Annotated in this window: 15 protein-coding genes and 1 pseudogene; 8 read left to right on the top strand and 8 right to left on the bottom strand. The window is 56.9% G+C overall.

Annotated elements, in window-relative coordinates; translation table 11 throughout:
- Window positions 1-106, top strand: a pseudogene (locus tag F3J41_RS15135) (IS110 family transposase); the annotation flags it as partial.
- A 307-nt stretch (window positions 107-413) separates the two neighbouring features.
- A complete protein-coding gene (gene xthA / locus F3J41_RS15130) occupies window positions 414-1,220 on the top strand; it encodes an exodeoxyribonuclease III (RefSeq protein WP_058771257.1) in 807 nt (268 codons plus the stop codon).
- A gap of 33 nt (window positions 1,221-1,253) precedes the next feature.
- On the opposite strand, the gene F3J41_RS15125 is transcribed toward xthA, so the two are convergent.
- From F3J41_RS15125 to F3J41_RS15110, 4 genes are all read right to left on the bottom strand, one after another.
- A complete protein-coding gene (locus F3J41_RS15125) occupies window positions 1,254-1,550 on the bottom strand; it encodes a YnjH family protein (RefSeq protein ID WP_021510070.1) in 297 nt (98 codons plus the stop codon).
- Window positions 1,550-3,472: a DNA topoisomerase III gene (locus F3J41_RS15120; RefSeq protein ID WP_058757713.1), complete on the bottom strand. Its 1,923-nt coding sequence runs from the start codon at window positions 3,470-3,472 to the stop codon at window positions 1,550-1,552. Before F3J41_RS15120 ends, F3J41_RS15125 begins: the two co-directional genes overlap by 1 nt.
- A 21-nt stretch (window positions 3,473-3,493) precedes the next feature.
- Window positions 3,494-4,537: a selenide, water dikinase SelD gene (gene selD, locus F3J41_RS15115; protein WP_166711674.1), complete on the bottom strand. Its 1,044-nt coding sequence runs from the start codon at window positions 4,535-4,537 to the stop codon at window positions 3,494-3,496.
- 153 nt (window positions 4,538-4,690) lie between these two features.
- Entirely contained in the window at window positions 4,691-5,242 is a 552-nt protein-coding gene (locus F3J41_RS15110; RefSeq protein ID WP_058774609.1) for an NAD(P)H nitroreductase, read from the bottom strand.
- Between the two features lie 171 nt (window positions 5,243-5,413).
- Here F3J41_RS15110 and sppA point away from each other — a divergent pair, with 171 nt between their 5' ends.
- The 3 genes from sppA to pncA all read left to right on the top strand — a co-directional run bounded on the left by sppA (window position 5,414) and on the right by pncA (window position 8,994).
- Window positions 5,414-7,270, top strand: coding sequence for a signal peptide peptidase SppA (sppA, locus tag F3J41_RS15105; protein WP_104189025.1), 1,857 nt, complete (start codon window positions 5,414-5,416; stop codon window positions 7,268-7,270).
- Between the two features lie 85 nt (window positions 7,271-7,355).
- A complete protein-coding gene (gene ansA, locus F3J41_RS15100; RefSeq protein WP_058757717.1) occupies window positions 7,356-8,369 on the top strand; it encodes an asparaginase in 1,014 nt (337 codons plus the stop codon).
- A 16-nt stretch (window positions 8,370-8,385) separates the two neighbouring features.
- Window positions 8,386-8,994, top strand: a complete 609-nt coding sequence (gene pncA / locus F3J41_RS15095) for a bifunctional nicotinamidase/pyrazinamidase (RefSeq protein ID WP_058757718.1) — start codon at window positions 8,386-8,388, stop codon at window positions 8,992-8,994.
- Between the two features lie 35 nt (window positions 8,995-9,029).
- Here the strand turns inward: pncA and F3J41_RS15090 are convergent, their stop codons facing one another.
- A complete protein-coding gene (locus tag F3J41_RS15090) occupies window positions 9,030-9,311 on the bottom strand; it encodes a YeaC family protein (protein WP_058774606.1) in 282 nt (93 codons plus the stop codon).
- Window positions 9,312-9,313: 2 nt separating this feature from the next.
- On the bottom strand, window positions 9,314-9,724 hold the full coding sequence (gene msrB, locus F3J41_RS15085; protein WP_021510062.1) for a peptide-methionine (R)-S-oxide reductase MsrB: 411 nt from the start codon (window positions 9,722-9,724) through the stop codon (window positions 9,314-9,316).
- A 338-nt stretch (window positions 9,725-10,062) separates the two neighbouring features.
- Between msrB and gapA the strand changes: the two genes are divergently transcribed.
- Together gapA and F3J41_RS15075 are read left to right on the top strand one after the other, a co-directional pair.
- A complete protein-coding gene (gene gapA, locus F3J41_RS15080; protein ID WP_166711672.1) occupies window positions 10,063-11,061 on the top strand; it encodes a glyceraldehyde-3-phosphate dehydrogenase in 999 nt (332 codons plus the stop codon).
- Between the two features lie 74 nt (window positions 11,062-11,135).
- Window positions 11,136-12,011 carry a D-hexose-6-phosphate mutarotase gene (locus F3J41_RS15075; RefSeq protein ID WP_166711670.1) on the top strand — a complete coding sequence of 292 codons (876 nt, stop codon included), beginning with the start codon at window positions 11,136-11,138 and terminating at the stop codon, window positions 12,009-12,011.
- Window positions 12,012-12,035: 24 nt separating this feature from the next.
- Here F3J41_RS15075 and F3J41_RS15070 read toward each other — a convergent pair whose 3' ends face one another.
- Both F3J41_RS15070 and F3J41_RS15065 read right to left on the bottom strand, forming a co-directional pair.
- Window positions 12,036-12,884: an aldo/keto reductase gene (locus F3J41_RS15070; RefSeq protein WP_166711668.1), complete on the bottom strand. Its 849-nt coding sequence runs from the start codon at window positions 12,882-12,884 to the stop codon at window positions 12,036-12,038.
- 83 nt (window positions 12,885-12,967) lie between these two features.
- Window positions 12,968-13,717, bottom strand: a complete 750-nt coding sequence (locus F3J41_RS15065) for a MipA/OmpV family protein (RefSeq protein WP_059009705.1) — start codon at window positions 13,715-13,717, stop codon at window positions 12,968-12,970.
- Window positions 13,718-14,126: 409 nt separating this feature from the next.
- On the opposite strand from F3J41_RS15065, the gene yeaG reads away from it, so the two are divergent.
- Window positions 14,127-16,061, top strand: coding sequence for a protein kinase YeaG (gene yeaG, locus F3J41_RS15060; protein WP_021510057.1), 1,935 nt, complete (start codon window positions 14,127-14,129; stop codon window positions 16,059-16,061).
- Window positions 16,062-16,106 lie beyond the last annotated feature (45 nt).

The following is a 16,106-nucleotide window of genomic DNA, read 5'->3' as shown; positions in this document are numbered from 1 at the left end:
GGGAAAAGTCGTGGTGTGCGCGGCGATGAAGAAGCTGCTGCAGCTGGCTTATGGCGTGCTGAAATCGGGTCGTCCGTTCGATGCCGAAATATGTCTTGCCAGGTAACCGGCAAGACGGTATCTACAGTGATACGGACTCAAGTGTTACCCATGTGACCGGTTTATATTCTCATCGTCCCAGTTGTCACCCGGATTGTAGGGTGCGCATTAATGCGCACCAGAAGGTTCACGCAAACGCCCCTCAGGCTAAACGGCGCCGCCTGCCTTAGCCCGCTCTCCTGCGTCTCCCACCACAAATCACCTGCGTGCTGCCTCTCGCTCTTATCGGCACGCTCTTATGACGCAAGCCATGACTTTTGCCGCAAACCTGGTTACCATCGCCGCAACCTTTTGCGACGAAAAATGGCAGCGAAATGAAATTTGTCTCTTTTAACATCAACGGTTTGCGCGCACGCCCTCATCAGCTGGCGGCGCTGGTTGAACAGCATCAACCGGATGTCATCGGCCTGCAGGAAACTAAAGTGCACGATGATATGTTCCCGCTGGAAGAGGTCAGCAAGCTGGGTTACAACGTGTTTTATCACGGCCAGAAAGGCCATTACGGCGTGGCGCTGTTGACCAAGACGCAGCCGGTGGCAGTTCGACGCGGTTTTCCTGATGACGGCGAAGATTCCCAGCGACGTCTGATCATGGCAGAAATTCCCAGCCCGATTGGCGATATCACCGTCATCAACGGTTACTTCCCGCAGGGGGAAAGCCGTGACCATCCCATCAAGTTCCCGGCCAAAGAGAAGTTTTATCGCGACCTGCAAAGCTATCTTGAGCAGCAACTGGCGGCCGACAAGCCGGTGCTGATCATGGGCGATATGAACATCAGCAGTACCGACCTGGACATTGGTATTGGTGAAGAGAACCGCAAGCGCTGGCTGCGCACCGGCAAATGCTCTTTCCTGCCGGAAGAGCGCGAGTGGATGGACCGGTTGCTGCAGTGGGGACTGGTCGATACGTGGCGTGAGAAAAACCCGGAAACCGCCGATCGCTTCTCGTGGTTCGACTATCGCTCAAAAGGATTTGATGACAACCGCGGTCTGCGCATCGATCTGCTGCTGGCCAGCCCACCGCTGGCTTCACGCTGCATCGACAGCGGCATCGACTACGACATTCGCAGTATGGAAAAGCCGTCCGATCACGCGCCGGTGTGGTCCAGCTTCAAGCTGTAACTGAACAGCGTGGCGCCTGCGCGCCACGCTCGCTTATTTAATGATTTTCCAAATCAGCGGATTGGTACCCAGCACTTTTTCATCACGCGCACACTGCAGCAGTACGCCCTCTGCTTTCACCACGGCGCCTTCGGAGTAGCTGCGGTTTTCATAGATACAGCACTGCAGGCAGTTGTTCTGCTGACGATTCTGCCCCTGCGTCCACACTTCCGGCGGCATATCCACCACCACATCGGTATTGCCCATTCGCGCGGGCTCCGGCTGGCGATTAGCCAGCGCGGCATGGCTGCACAGCAGCAGCCCACTCAGCAACAGCGTTGCGTAACGCATTATTCCGTCTCCTTCGTTTTGCGCCGGGGCGTTTTGCCTTTACTGCGCGTCTTCGCTCCGGTCGCGGCTAATCCACGAAAAGCCTGCAGCGACGGCCTCTGGCGCGCCTCACCGATCAGTCCGATTAAGGTACTGACCAGCGGCTGCATAAACTCATCATAGCGACAGGCTTTTTCACTGATGCGGGTAAGCGTTGACTCCCAGTGCGCCGTCATATCCGGCCGCGCGGCCATCTCAGGTAACGCATGAATCAGCGCCCTGCCCGCCTCGGTTGAGTGAATATAGCGACCTTTTTTCACCAGAAATGTACGGCGGAACAGCAATTCTATGATGCCGGCACGCGTCGCTTCCGTTCCTAAACCATCGGTCGCACGCAGCACTTTCTTTAATTCTTTATCCTGCACAAAGCGGGCAATACCGGTCATGGCCGACAGCAGCGTGGCGTCGGTGAACGGCCGCGGCGGCTGAGTCTGCTTCGCCAGCACCTCACCACGCTCACACAACAGCTCATCGCCTTTACTCACCACCGGCAGCGGCGTGCCATCATTCTCTTCATCGCGCTCTTTACTGCCCAGCAGCGCACGCCAGCCGGCTTCGGCAAGAAAACGTGCTTTGGCAACGAACCTGCCACCGCCGATATCGAGGTCGATGACGCATTTGCGAAATACCGCGTCGGGACAAAACTGCATCAGATACTGGCGCGCAATCAGACCGTAAATATTGGCTTCATTGTCGCTCAGGTTCACCTTGCTGGCGCGCGCCGTAGGAATGATGGCATGGTGCGCATCCACTTTTTTATCGTCCCAGCAGCGATTTTTCTGATCCGCATTGAAATCCGCTGGCAGCGACACGTCCGGCTGATGCGCCTGAATGGCGTTCAGCACCGCATGACGTCCGGCAAAATGTTCGTCCGGCAGATAGCGGCTGTCCGAACGCGGATACGTAATCAGCTTATGGGTTTCATACAAACGCTGACAGCAGTCCAGTACCGTCTGGGCACTCAGGCCAAAACGCTTCGCCGCCTCGATTTGCAGGCTGGAGAGGGAAAATGGCAGCGGCGCCGTTTCTGACTCCCGCTTATCGTTGTAACCGGTAACCCACGCCGGTTTGCCGTTGATACGTTCAAGCACGTGGTCAGCGAGAGGACGATGCAGCAAACGGCCCTCGTCATCCTGCCACGGTTCACAGGCATCGCTGGGGATCCAGCTGGCAACGAAGCGCTCCTCTTTCGGGGTGACAATGTGCGCTTTAACTTCGAAGTAATCCTTCGGCACAAAGTTTTCGATCTCTTCATCGCGCCTCACCACCAGCCCCAGCACCGGCGTCTGAACGCGTCCCACCGAGAGCACGCCATCGTAACCGGCGTTACGGCCCAGCAGCGTCCAGGCGCGCGTCATGTTGATGCCATACAGCCAGTCAGCGCGCGCCCGGGCCAGCGCCGAGACGCACAACGGAATGAATTCACGGTTCTCGCGCAGACGGCTTACCGCGCGCTCGACCGCCGCAGGGTTGAGGTCGTTAATCAGGCAGCGCTGCACCTGCTGGCGCTTTTCAGCCGGCAGTTGCAGATAATCGAGCACTTCGTCGACCAGCAGTTGTCCTTCGCGATCCGGGTCACCGGCGTGCACCACCACGCTGGCCTGCTGCAGTAAGCCCTCGATCACTTTGAGCTGCTTCGCCACCGACGGGCGCGGCTGCAGGCGCCATTTATCCGGGATGATGGGTAAATCCGCCAGATTCCAGCGCGCATAGCGGCTGTCATAGCTGTCAGGCTGCGCCTGCTCCAGCAGATGCCCGACACACCAGGTCACAACCTGGTCATTACCACAGGCAATATAGCCGTCGCCACGTCGATGCGGTTTGGGTAGCACATCGGCGATGGCGCGTGCCAGACTGGGTTTTTCAGCAATAAACAAACGCATGAATGGCGTCGTTCCTTTACGTCAGGTGACTACAGTAATCAGTGGATGGGCGCGGTCGGCCGGCAGCAGCGAGCCGATCGCCGTGGCCTCGACGCCAGCCTGCACGGCGCACGCGTGAAACGCCGCAATAGCGTCAGGCTGCACCGCCACCAGCAGTCCGCCGGAAGTTTGCGGATCGCACAGCAGTGCGCGCGTGGCCTCATCCATGGCAGAAATGTGCTCGCCGTAGCTGGCGAAGTTGCGGCTGGTGCCGCCCGGCACCGCGCCGGCCGCAATGTACTGGTCCACGCCGGGCAGACGCGGTACCTGTGCGGCCTGCACGTGTGCGCGCAGACCGGAGCCCAGACAGATTTCACTCAGGTGCCCCAGCAGGCCAAAGCCGGTGACATCGGTCATGGCGCTGACGCCGGGCAGTTTAGCAAATTCCGCCCCTGCGCTATTGAGCTGGCACATCACCTGCGCCGCCAGCGTCTGATGCTCCGCACGCAGCAGCCCTTTTTTCTCTGCGGTAGTCAGAATACCTATGCCAAGCGGTTTGGTGAGGAACAGCTCGCAGCCCGCCTGCGCAGCGCTGTTCTTTTTCACGCGCACCACGTCAACGATGCCGGTAACGGCAAGGCCAAAAATCGGCTCCGGCGCATCGATTGAGTGACCACCCGCCAGCGCGATGCCAGCCGCCTGGCAGGCCGCGCGACCGCCTTCAATCACCTGCTGTGCCACTTTCGCGTCCAGCACATTAACCGGCCAGCCGAGAATAGCGATGGCCATGATCGGTTTACCGCCCATGGCGTAAATATCACTGATGGCGTTAGTGGCCGCGATACGGCCAAAGGTGTGCGGATCGTCAACGATGGGCATAAAGAAGTCAGTGGTGCTGACCACCGCCGTGCCGTTACCAAGATCGTACACTGCAGCATCGTCACGGGTTTCATTGCCGACCAGCAGTTGCGGATCGTGAAAGGCAGCCAGTTCACTGTGCAGAATGGTCTCAAGCACCTGAGGTGAAATTTTACAGCCGCAGCCAGCGCCGTGGCTGTATTGCGTCAAACGAAGCGGTTCGCTCATGGCGGGTTCCTTGTGCGCTGAACAGAGAGGGCTATGTTAGCCTGGCTGCCCGCTGCTGGTAAGCGCTGTCGCCGCTAAGCGCGATCTTTCGCACAGCGACTGTGCAATCAGTGTCGTTGCATGCACCTTGCCGCAGAAACCCGCTGCTGTCTGTCAGAAATAACTGACAAACGCCTCGCTGTCGGGCGCGACCACGGTGGTATTGGCTTTCAGCTGCGGCGTTCCGAGGTAGAGGAAACCCACAATCGCATCCTGCTCGCGGCAGCCAAAGGCGGCGCGTACCTGCGGATGATCGGTCCACGGCCCGCTGCGCCAGATGCCGTTAAAGCCCTGCGCGACGGCCGCCATTTGCATCGCCATCACCGCGCAACCCGCGGACACGACCTGCTCCCAGCGCGGCACTTTGGCGGAGGCTTCGCAGTGCGCGACAACGGTGATGATCATCGGCGCGCGGAATGGTGACGTCCGGGCCTTCTCGATGGCTTTGTCATCCAGCTGGCTGTCGCGTGCGGCCTGCTCCAGCAGATGGCTGAAGCGTTCGCGCCCCTCATTTTCAATGATGATGAAGCGCCACGGCTGCAGCGTGCCGTGATCCGGTGCGCGCATACCCGCGTGCAGAATATTCTGCAGCACTTCACCGGCGGGTGCCGGCTCGGTCAGGCGCGACGCTGAACGACGGTTTACCAGTAATTCCAGTGCATCCATCTTGATTCTCCCGTGATTAACAAAGCGTGGGCTAATCCTGGCACAGCGCGATCTTTTGTAACAGTCTGGCGCGATTTCCTGCTGACTTTTCGCACGCTGCTCTTTAGGATGAACCCGACATCGGGGCAGACCGCATACCGGCTGCCCTGGCTACGTGAATATGGAGAGTTTATGCGCACATTGTGGCGAATTATTGCTGGCCTGTTCCGCTGGAGCTGGCGGGTGCTGAATTTTATCCGGGAATTTATCCTGAATCTGTTCCTGATTGTGTTAATTCTGGCCGGCGTCGGCATCTGGCTGCAGCTATCCAGCGCCAGCAGCAGTGAACCAGTGCAGCAGGGTGCGCTGAAAGTCGATCTGAGCGGCGTGCTGGTGGACAAACCGTCGGTCAGCAATCGTCTGAGCCGCATCAGCCGCCAGCTGCTGGGTGCCAGCAGCGATCGTTTGCAGGAAAACTCGTTGTTTGATGTGGTCGATGCCATTCGTCAGGCAAAAAGCGATAAAAATATCACCGGCATGGTGCTGGATCTGCGCGATTTTGCCGGCGGCGATCAGCCTTCGCTGCAGTACGTGGGTAAGGCGCTGCGCGAATTCCGCGACGCGGGCAAACCCATTTTTGCCCTCGGCGACAGCTATAGCCAGGCGCAATATTATCTCGCCAGCTACGCCACGAAGGTCTATCTGTCGCCGCAGGGCACGGTGGATCTGCACGGTTTCGCCACCAACGGCCTCTATTACAAATCCCTGCTGGATAAGCTGAAAGTCAGCTCACACGTGTTCCGTGTCGGCACCTATAAGTCCGCGGTTGAACCTTTCCTGCGTGATGATATGTCGCCGGAAGCGCGCGATGCTGATGGCCGCTGGGTCGGCCAGCTGTGGCAGAACTACCTCAACACGGTGTCCGCCAACCGGCAAATCACGCCGCAGCAGCTGTTCCCGGGGGCGGCGGGCATCATCAGCGGTCTGCAGGCCGTTCAGGGCGATACCGCTAAATATGCCCTGGATAACAAACTGGTGGATGTGCTGGATTCGCGCGCTGCCGCCGATCGCGAGCTGGTAAAAACCTTTGGCTGGGATAAAGCCAGCAACGACTACCGCAACGTCAGCATCTATGACTATAACGTCAAACAACCGACGCAGCAGGATGGCAACATTGCGGTAATTCTCGCCAGCGGCGCCATCATGGACGGCGAAGAGAGCGCCGGCAACGTCGGTGGCGACACCACCGCTGCACAGATCCGCGACGCCCGCCTCGACGACAAAATCAAAGCTATCGTGCTGCGCGTCAACAGCCCGGGCGGCAGCGTAACGGCCTCTGAAGCCATCCGCGAAGAGCTGGCGGCGGCGCATGACGCCGGTAAGCCAGTGGTGGTTTCAATGGGCGGCATGGCGGCATCGGGCGGCTACTGGATCTCCACGCCGGCCGACTACATCGTCGCTGCGCCGAGCACCCTGACCGGATCGATCGGCATCTTTGGCGTGATCAATACGGTGGAGAATAGCCTGAGCAGCATCGGCGTGCACAGCGATGGCGTTGCCACCTCGCCGCTGGCGGATGTGTCGACCACCAAAGCGCTGCCGGCTGAAGTGCAGCAGCTGATGCAGCTGACCATTGAAAACGGTTATCGCAACTTTGTTGGACTGGTGGCGGTGTCACGCCATAAAACGCCACAGCAGATTGATGCCATTGCGCAGGGTCACGTCTGGACCGGTAGCGATGCTAAAGCCAATGGGCTGGTGGATGCGCTGGGCGACTTCGACGATGCGGTGGCCAAAGCCGCCGAGCTGGCGAAGGTCGCGAAACCTGAACTGAGCTGGTATCAGGACGATCCGGGAATGATCGACCTGCTGCTGAACCAGATGAACGCGTCAGTGCAGGCCGTACTGCCGGCCGCGCTGAAAGTGTGGCTGCCGGCACCGGTCAGCGAAGTGATGGGAACGCTGCAGGCGCAGCCGGGCCTGATGAATAATCTCAACGATCCGCAAAACCGTTACGCGTTCTGCCTGACCTGCGGCAACGTACGCTAATCTTTACAGCCCGGCCGCTGGTCGGGCTGCTTTTCCCCGCTAATCCCCTTATACTGCGCGTTTTACGGCAAGTCTGAGTCCATTCATGCAAAAGAAAAATATCTATGTAGCCTACACGGGCGGGACCATCGGTATGCAACGCTCCGCGCAGGGTTACATTCCGGTCTCTGGCCATCTGCAGCAGCAGCTGGCGATGATGCCAGAGTTTCACCGTCCGGAAATGCCGGATTTCACCATCCACGAATACCATCCGCTGATTGACTCCTCGGATATGACGCCGCAGGACTGGCAGTCAATCGCTGACGACATCCAGCTGAACTACGATCGCTATGACGGTTTCGTCATTCTGCATGGCACCGATACCATGGCGTTCACCGCGTCGGCGCTGTCGTTCATGCTGGAGAACCTGGCCAAGCCGGTGATCGTCACCGGGTCGCAGATCCCGCTGGCCGAGCTGCGCTCAGACGGTCAGCAAAATTTGCTGAACTCGCTGTATGTCGCGGCCAACTATCCGATTAATGAAGTGGCGCTGTTCTTCAACAACACACTGTTTCGCGGTAACCGCACCACCAAAGCCCACGCCGACGGCTTTAATGCGTTTGCTTCACCGAACCTGTCGCCGCTGCTGGAAGCAGGCATCCACATTCGCCGTCTCAATACGCCGCCGGCACCGCGCGGCAGCGGTGAGCTGATCGTCCATCCGATCACGCCTCAGCCGATTGGCGTAGTGACCATCTATCCGGGCATCTCTGCCGACGTGGTGCGCAATTTCCTGCGTCAGCCGGTGAAGGCGCTGATTCTGCGCTCTTACGGTGTGGGCAACGCGCCACAAAACGCCGAGTTTCTTGCCGAACTGCAGCAGGCCAGCGAGCGCGGCATTGTGGTGGTGAACCTGACGCAGTGCATGTCCGGCAAGGTCAACATGGGCGGTTACGCCACCGGCAACGCACTGGAACACGCCGGCGTGATCAGTGGTTTTGATCTGACCGTCGAGGCCACCCTGACTAAACTGCACTTTTTGTTAAGCCAGAACCTCACCAGCGCTGAAATTCGTGCCAAAATGCAGCAGAATTTACGTGGCGAACTGACCGAAGACTGATACGGAGCAAAATCCCATGAAGCGGGCATTGATAATCATCGATATTCAGAACGATTTTTGCCCCGGCGGCCCGATGGCCGTGCGTGAAGGTGACCAGACGGTTGCCGTTGCTAATCGCTATGCACGCGAATTCCGCGCGCGCGGTGAATGCGTGGTGGCGTTGCAGGACTGGCATCCGGCCAATCACGGCAGCTTTGCCTCGGTCTCTGGCGAGCCGGTGTATACCCTCGGTGAACTGAATGGTCTGGCGCAGATCTGGTGGCCGGATCACGGCGTGCAGCACTCACACGGCGCGGATTTCCATCCGGATCTCGATCGCAGTCTGATTGATGCGGTGTTCCATAAAGGCGGCGATGTGGATGTGGATAGCTATAGCGCCTTTTTCGATAACGGGCACCGCCGCAAAACCGAGCTCGACAGCTGGCTGCGCGAGCGCGGCATTACTCACCTCGTGATGCTGGGCCTGGCGACCGATTATTGCGTCAAGTACAGCGTGCTGGATGCGCTGGAACTGGGATATCACGTTGAGGTGGTGCAGGAAGGCTGCCGGGGCGTCAATCTCAATCCGGACGACAGCGAGATCGCGATCGCGCAGATGCAGGCGCAGGGTGCGGTCATTATCTGAAAATCAGGGCTGGAACTCTCCAGCCCTGCAGCCAGTTAATGCAGGTTGATGCGCGTCACGTCGGACTCGATTCCCCACTCTTCCTTCAGCTGTTTTTTCGACTTCATCACCATCTCGCCGCCTTTACCGATGGTCATGTGCTGCGGTTCGTCGTTGTGCCGCGCCTGCCACAGCATCACCAGCTGCAGACAGTTATCTTTCTGATCCTGCGTCAGCGCCACGCCGTCTGGCCACTTGCCGGTTTCCACCGCGCTGGCGAGGCGCTCGTAGACTTCCGGCGTCATCGCCGCCAGCATTGCTTCCAGTTCCTGCTTCATGCTCAGCCCTCGTGCTGATTGCCCTGCTCGTCGGTAAAGTTCAGCGACGCTGAGTTGACACAATAGCGCTCACCGGTTGGCTGCGGGCCATCCGGGAAGACGTGGCCCAGATGGGCGTCGCAGTTACCGCAGCGGATTTCGACGCGGTGCATACCGTGCGAGTCATCTTCCAGATAGCGGATAGCTTCATCGTTATACGGCTGGTAAAAGCTCGGCCAGCCGCAGCCGGAGTCATACTTGGTTTCGGAGAGAAACAGCGGTGCGTTGCAGACCAGGCAGTGATAGATACCCTCCTGCTTGTTGTGCAACAGCGCGCCGGTGAAAGGCGGTTCGGTTCCACGATGCTGAGTGACGTAGCGCTGCATTTCCGACAGCTGGGCAATTTTTGCCTCGGGTGCGGTGTCTTTAGCCATTTTGAGTTCCGGAGTGTCATTCTGTAAAAATCGTCTAGTATTCTAACAAACGAACAACATCTTCCGGGTCTTTTTTCGTGCGGATGCTTTTGCCCCGACCAGCACTGCGCAATTTTGTGATGACGATCACTCTTTGCAACAGTCATCCCTTTTTAGTCTGCATTCGGCGTAAGATAGGTGCGCAATAAGGGCGCTGCGCAAGCGTTTGCGCACCCAATTATTCCTGGCGCTGGAATTGACCTGTCGCAACAATTGACACGATTCCGCTTGACGCCTGGTAAGGTTTTTGTAATTTTACAGCCAACCTTTTATTCACTAACAAATAGCTGGTGGAATATATGACTATCAAAGTAGGTATCAACGGTTTTGGCCGTATCGGTCGCATCGTTTTCCGTGCTGCTCAGCAGCGTTCTGACATCGAAATCGTCGCGATCAACGACCTGCTCGACGCCGATTACATGGCTTACATGCTGAAGTATGACTCTACACACGGTCGTTTCGACGGCACCGTAGAAGTGAAAGATGGCGCGCTGATCGTTAACGGTAAAAAAATCCGTGTTACCGCTGAGAAAGACCCGGCTAACCTGAAATGGGACGAAGTGGGCGTTGACGTTGTTGCTGAAGCAACCGGTATCTTCCTGACCGACGAAACCGCACGTAAACACATCACTGCCGGCGGGAAGAAAGTGGTTCTGACTGGCCCGTCTAAAGATGACACCCCAATGTTCGTTCGTGGTGCCAACTTCGACAAATATGCCGGCCAGGACATCGTGTCTAACGCTTCCTGCACCACCAACTGCCTGGCACCGCTGGCTAAAGTAATCAACGATAAGTTCGGTATCGTTGAAGGTCTGATGACCACTGTTCACGCCACCACCGCCACTCAGAAAACCGTTGATGGCCCGTCTCACAAAGACTGGCGCGGCGGCCGCGGTGCAGCGCAGAACATCATCCCATCTTCTACCGGCGCAGCAAAAGCAGTAGGCAAAGTTCTGCCAGAGCTGAACGGTAAACTGACCGGTATGGCGTTCCGCGTACCAACGCCAAACGTGTCTGTGGTTGACCTGACCGTTCGTCTGGAAAAACCAGCGTCTTACAAAGACATCTGTGCAGCCATCAAAGCCGCTGCTGAAGGTGACATGAAAGACGTGCTGGGCTACATCGAAGACGACGTGGTTTCTACCGACTTCAACGGCGAAACCCTGACTTCCGTGTTCGACGCGAAAGCCGGTATCGCTCTGAACGACAACTTTGTGAAACTGGTTTCCTGGTACGATAACGAAACCGGTTACTCCAACAAGGTTCTGGATCTGATTGCACTGGTTGCTGCTAAGTAAGCTAACCGGCTAAACAGACAAGGGGTGACTTCGGTCGCCCCTTTTTTTTCGATTGGATGAGAGAAGGTCTGACAATGCACAATTCGCTCTTTAACTTGCCCGTGGTGACGCAGATCACCCCTTACCTGTCGCAGCGTCAGATGGGTGAATTGCCGATTCTGGTGATCAGCCATCCGAAAGTGTGCTCCGCCATTGCCCTGCAGGGTGCGCACCTGCTGGCATGGCAGCCGGCCGGTCAGCAGCCCGCCATCTGGCTTAGCGACAAGACGCCGTTTGTCAGCGGCAAAGCCATTCGCGGCGGTGTGCCGGTCTGCTGGCCGTGGTTTGGTCCGACAGGTGAACCTGCACATGGCTTTGCCCGTAATCAGCCATGGACGCTGACGGCGCATGATGAGAACGAAGATGCGGTCATGCTGACGTTCACGCTGGAAAGTAATGCACAAACGAAAAAACTGTGGCCGCACGACTTCACGCTGCTGGCGCGCTTCCGCATTGCTGAACACTGTGAGATTGAGCTGGAAGCCTGGGGCGATTATGAAGCCACTGCCGCGCTGCACAGCTATTTTCAGGTGGCGGACATTGCGCAGGTTGAAGTTAGCGGGCTCGGCAACAGCTACATCGATAAGGTGCAGGACAATGCCATCGGCAGCGCAGCGGACGGGAAACAAACCTATCCCGAGCGGGTTGATCGCATTCATACCGCAGCGGAAGACTGCAGCGTGATTCACGATCGCGCCGGTAAGCGCCAGATTGAAGTCTATCACCATTATCAAAGTGACGTTGTCACCTGGAATCCTGGCCCGGCACTGTCCTGCAGCATGGCCGATATGCCTAATGATGGTTATAAAACGATGGTGTGCGTGGAGACGGCGCGGATTAACAAGCCGATGAAAAGTGCCGGAGAAACCCCTGCCCGCCTTGGCGTCACGCTGAGAATCCGCAATAAGTAATGCTGAACGGCGCGCACGCGCCGTTTACACCACATCCAGCGCCAGTTTATGCTGCGGCGGCGGAAAGGCGCGATCCAGCAGCGCCAGCTCATCGCTGGTCAGGGTGATATTCAGGGCCGCCGCATTCTCCTGCACGTGCGCCACGCTGCCCGCCTTGGGAATGGCCATTACGCCCGGCTGGCGAATCACCCAGCTCAACAGCAACTGAGCGATGCTGATGCCCTTCTGTTGTGCAATCTGCTGCAGAGTCGCATCGTCAAACAGCGCCTGACGCAGCCGTCCGGCCTGCGCCAGCGGACAGTAAGCCATGACGGGCGTATGGTGCTGCTGACAGAGCGGCAGTAAATCAAATTCAATGCCGCGCGAAGCCAGATGGTACAGCACCTGATTAGTCGCGCAGCCCATCCCTCCGGCTTCACTCCACAGCTCCTGCAGATCGTCGCTATCAAAATTGGAGACGCCCCAGTGGCGGATTTTGCCCTGCTGCTGCAGCGTTTGCATGGCGCGCACGGTCTCTTCCAGCGGTACATTACCGCGCCAGTGCAACAGATAAAGATCGAGATAGTCCGTCTGCAGACGGCGCAGACTGCGCTCACAGGCGTCAATCGCATCGACCTCACCGGCGTTCCACGGGTAAACTTTTGATACCAGCCAGGCTTGATCGCGCCGTCCGCGCAGCGCATCGCCGACCACCTCTTCCGCGCCGCCTTCGGCATACATCTCAGCGGTATCGATCAGTTTCAGTCCGGCGTCCAGTCCAGCCTGCAGCGCAGCAATTTCCTGCGCCCGCTGTGCCGGATTCTCGCCCATATACCAGGTGCCCTGGCCGATAGCCGGTAACGGCGTATCGTCGTTAAACTGAATCGTCTTCATCTCACCTCCCGTTGCGCCATTACGGGGCGCAATATTGGTGCAGGGTAACAAAAACGCCTCACTATGAGGCGTTCGTGCGGTCATCAGAAGCTGTAGCTGACGCCGGTCCACAGCGTAAACTGACCGTCTTTATCCACCATCGGACTGTCTTTAATTTCACTGGCGAAGCGGGTGTATCGGCCTGACAGGCTGGCGTTCCAGCTCTCGCTTATCTGGTAGCTGGCGTTCATCTCGACGTAAGGCGACCAGCTGTCGTCCGGGTGATAGCGATCAATGCCGGTACGCGCGCTTTCGTGGCCGGAAACGCCGTAGTAATAGCGGTTTTGGTTGGCACTGTTCCACATTGCGCCAATGCCCGGTGTCAGGCTGAACGCGCCGAAATCAAAGCGGTACAGGTAGGTCAGGTCCCAAATCATGCCGTTGCTGTTATTCAGCACATCGCCCAGCAGCGCGGTACGCACAATCCCCCAGTCGGCAACGTGACGATAAGTCGCGCCGGCCATCAGCGTCATGCGACGCTTGTCCAGCCCTTTCATGTCGCCCAGATCGTTATCTTTCGGGTCATACTGCTGCGGCGAGCCCAGCAGCGTTAACGACAGCTGATTCTGCGGGTCTTTCCACAGGTAATAACCGCCCTGCAGGCTGCGGAACCAAAAGTTTTCTCCCTCATAATTGATGACCGGGATCGGCAGATAACGGTCCTGGCCGCCGCGGTACGGCGACTGGGCATAAATAACCGAAGCCCCAAGTGACAGGGGTTCAGCGTAAGTGCTGAACGCCGCAAAATAGCAAGGACACATCAGAGCAAGCGCTTTAAGTTTGAAATGGTTCACAATTTATTCATTCCATTAATATAACAATCACACGCAGAGTCTAACCAAATTTTGCCACTGGTTTAACTTTTAATGTTGATTTCCTTTTTATCCTGTCAGACGCGTCTGAGACGCAGCGCACCTGTTGCCGCAAGGGCGTGACGGCCTTAGCGCTTATGAGACTTTGTTATTGATATATCGCTAAATAAGGAGAAAAGACGGAGCAATTTTTCTGATTGCCTTCTACAGTAAAAGTAAGACGAGAATTTTTTGTACGAGCAGAGTAACCATAAGAATTGTGAATCCCGATAAAAAATCGTCAGGTTGGCATAAGGGTTGCTGTACTCAATAAAGAATATCTTCCGGGAGCTGCAAGAGCATCTTATTACGCTCCTTTACCTGTGCTAAAAACGAAAGGACGGGCATCGCTATGAATATATTCGATCACTATCGTCAGCGTTATGAAGCTGCCAAGGACGAAGAGTTCACACTGCAGGAATTCCTCACCATCTGTAAGCAGGATCGCAGTGCATACGCCAACGCGGCAGAACGACTATTGATGGCCATCGGTGAGCCTGTGATGGTCGATACTGCCCAGGAGCCTCGCCTTTCCCGTATCTTCTCGAACCGCGTCATCGGACGCTATCCGGCCTTTGAAGAGTTTTACGGTATGGAGGAAGCGATTGAGCAGATCGTCTCCTACCTGAAACACGCCGCGCAGGGGCTGGAGGAGAAGAAACAGATTCTGTACCTGCTCGGCCCGGTGGGCGGCGGTAAATCCTCGCTGGCCGAACGGCTTAAAGCGCTGATGCAGCGCGTGCCGATCTATGTGCTGAGTGCCGACGGTGAACGCAGCCCGGTCAATGACCATCCGCTGTGCCTGTTTAATCCGCAGGAAGACGCCAATATTCTGGAAAAAGAGTACGGCGTGCCGCGGCGTTACCTTGGCACCATTATGTCGCCGTGGGCGGCTAAACGGTTGCATGATTTTGGCGGCGACATCACCCGCTTCAAAGTGGTGAAAGTGTGGCCGTCGATTCTGGAACAGCTGGCTATCGCCAAAACCGAACCGGGTGATGAGAACAACCAGGATATTTCAGCGCTGGTGGGTAAAGTGGATATCCGTAAGCTGGAAAACCACGCGCAGAACGATCCGGATGCCTACGGCTATTCAGGTGCGCTGTGCCGCGCCAACCAGGGCATCATGGAATTCGTGGAGATGTTTAAAGCACCCATTAAAGTGCTGCATCCGCTGCTGACCGCCACTCAGGAAGGTAACTATAACGGTACCGAAGGGATTTCCGCCCTGCCGTTTAACGGCATCATTCTGGCGCACTCCAACGAATCAGAGTGGGTGACATTCCGTAACAACAAGAACAACGAAGCTTTCCTTGACCGCGTGTACATCGTGAAGGTGCCTTACTGCCTGCGCGTGTCCGAGGAGATCAAAATTTATGAAAAACTGCTCAACCACAGTGAGCTGACCACCGCGCCTTGCGCACCCGGCACACTGGAAACGCTGGCACGTTTCTCGATTCTGTCGCGCCTGAAAGAGCCGGAAAACTCCAGCATCTACTCGAAGATGCGCGTCTATGACGGTGAAAGCCTGAAAGACACCGATCCGAAAGCGAAATCGTGGCAGGAGTATCACGATTACGCCGGGGTGGATGAAGGCATGAACGGCCTGTCGACCCGTTTTGCGTTTAAGATTCTGTCACGCGTGTTTAACTTCGACCATGCCGAAGTAGCGGCTAACCCGGTACACCTGTTTTACGTGCTGGAACAGCAGATTGAGCGCGAGCAGTTCCCGCAGGATCAGGCGGAGAAGTATCTGGAACACCTGAAAGGCTATCTGATTCCGAAATATGCGGAGTTCATCGGCAAAGAGATTCAGACCGCTTACCTCGAATCCTATTCGGAGTATGGTCAGAATATCTTCGACCGCTACGTCACTTATGCGGATTTCTGGATTCAGGATCAGGAGTATCGCGATCCGGATACCGGCCAGCTGTTCGATCGTGAATCACTCAATGCCGAGCTGGAAAAGATCGAGAAACCTGCCGGGATCAGTAACCCGAAAGATTTCCGTAACGAGATTGTCAACTTTGTGCTGCGCGCACGGGCGCAGAATAACGGACGCAATCCAAACTGGACCAGCTACGAAAAACTGCGCACGGTGATCGAGAAGAAAATGTTCTCCAACACCGAGGAGTTGCTGCCGGTGATTTCGTTCAACACCAAAACATCCACGGACGAACAGAAAAAACACGACGATTTTGTCGATCGCATGATGGAAAAAGGCTATACCCGCAAGCAGGTGCGTCTGCTGTGCGAATGGTATCTGCGCGTGCGCAAATCGTCATAATCGACAGCGGTAAGCTACGCGGCATCCACATGCCGCCTGAGGAGG

The organism is Pantoea sp. Ap-870 (assembly GCF_011752515.1).
GTDB classification, from domain to species: Bacteria; Pseudomonadota; Gammaproteobacteria; order Enterobacterales; family Enterobacteriaceae; genus Pantoea; species Pantoea dispersa.
This window is presented reverse-complemented; position numbering and strand designations above follow the sequence as displayed.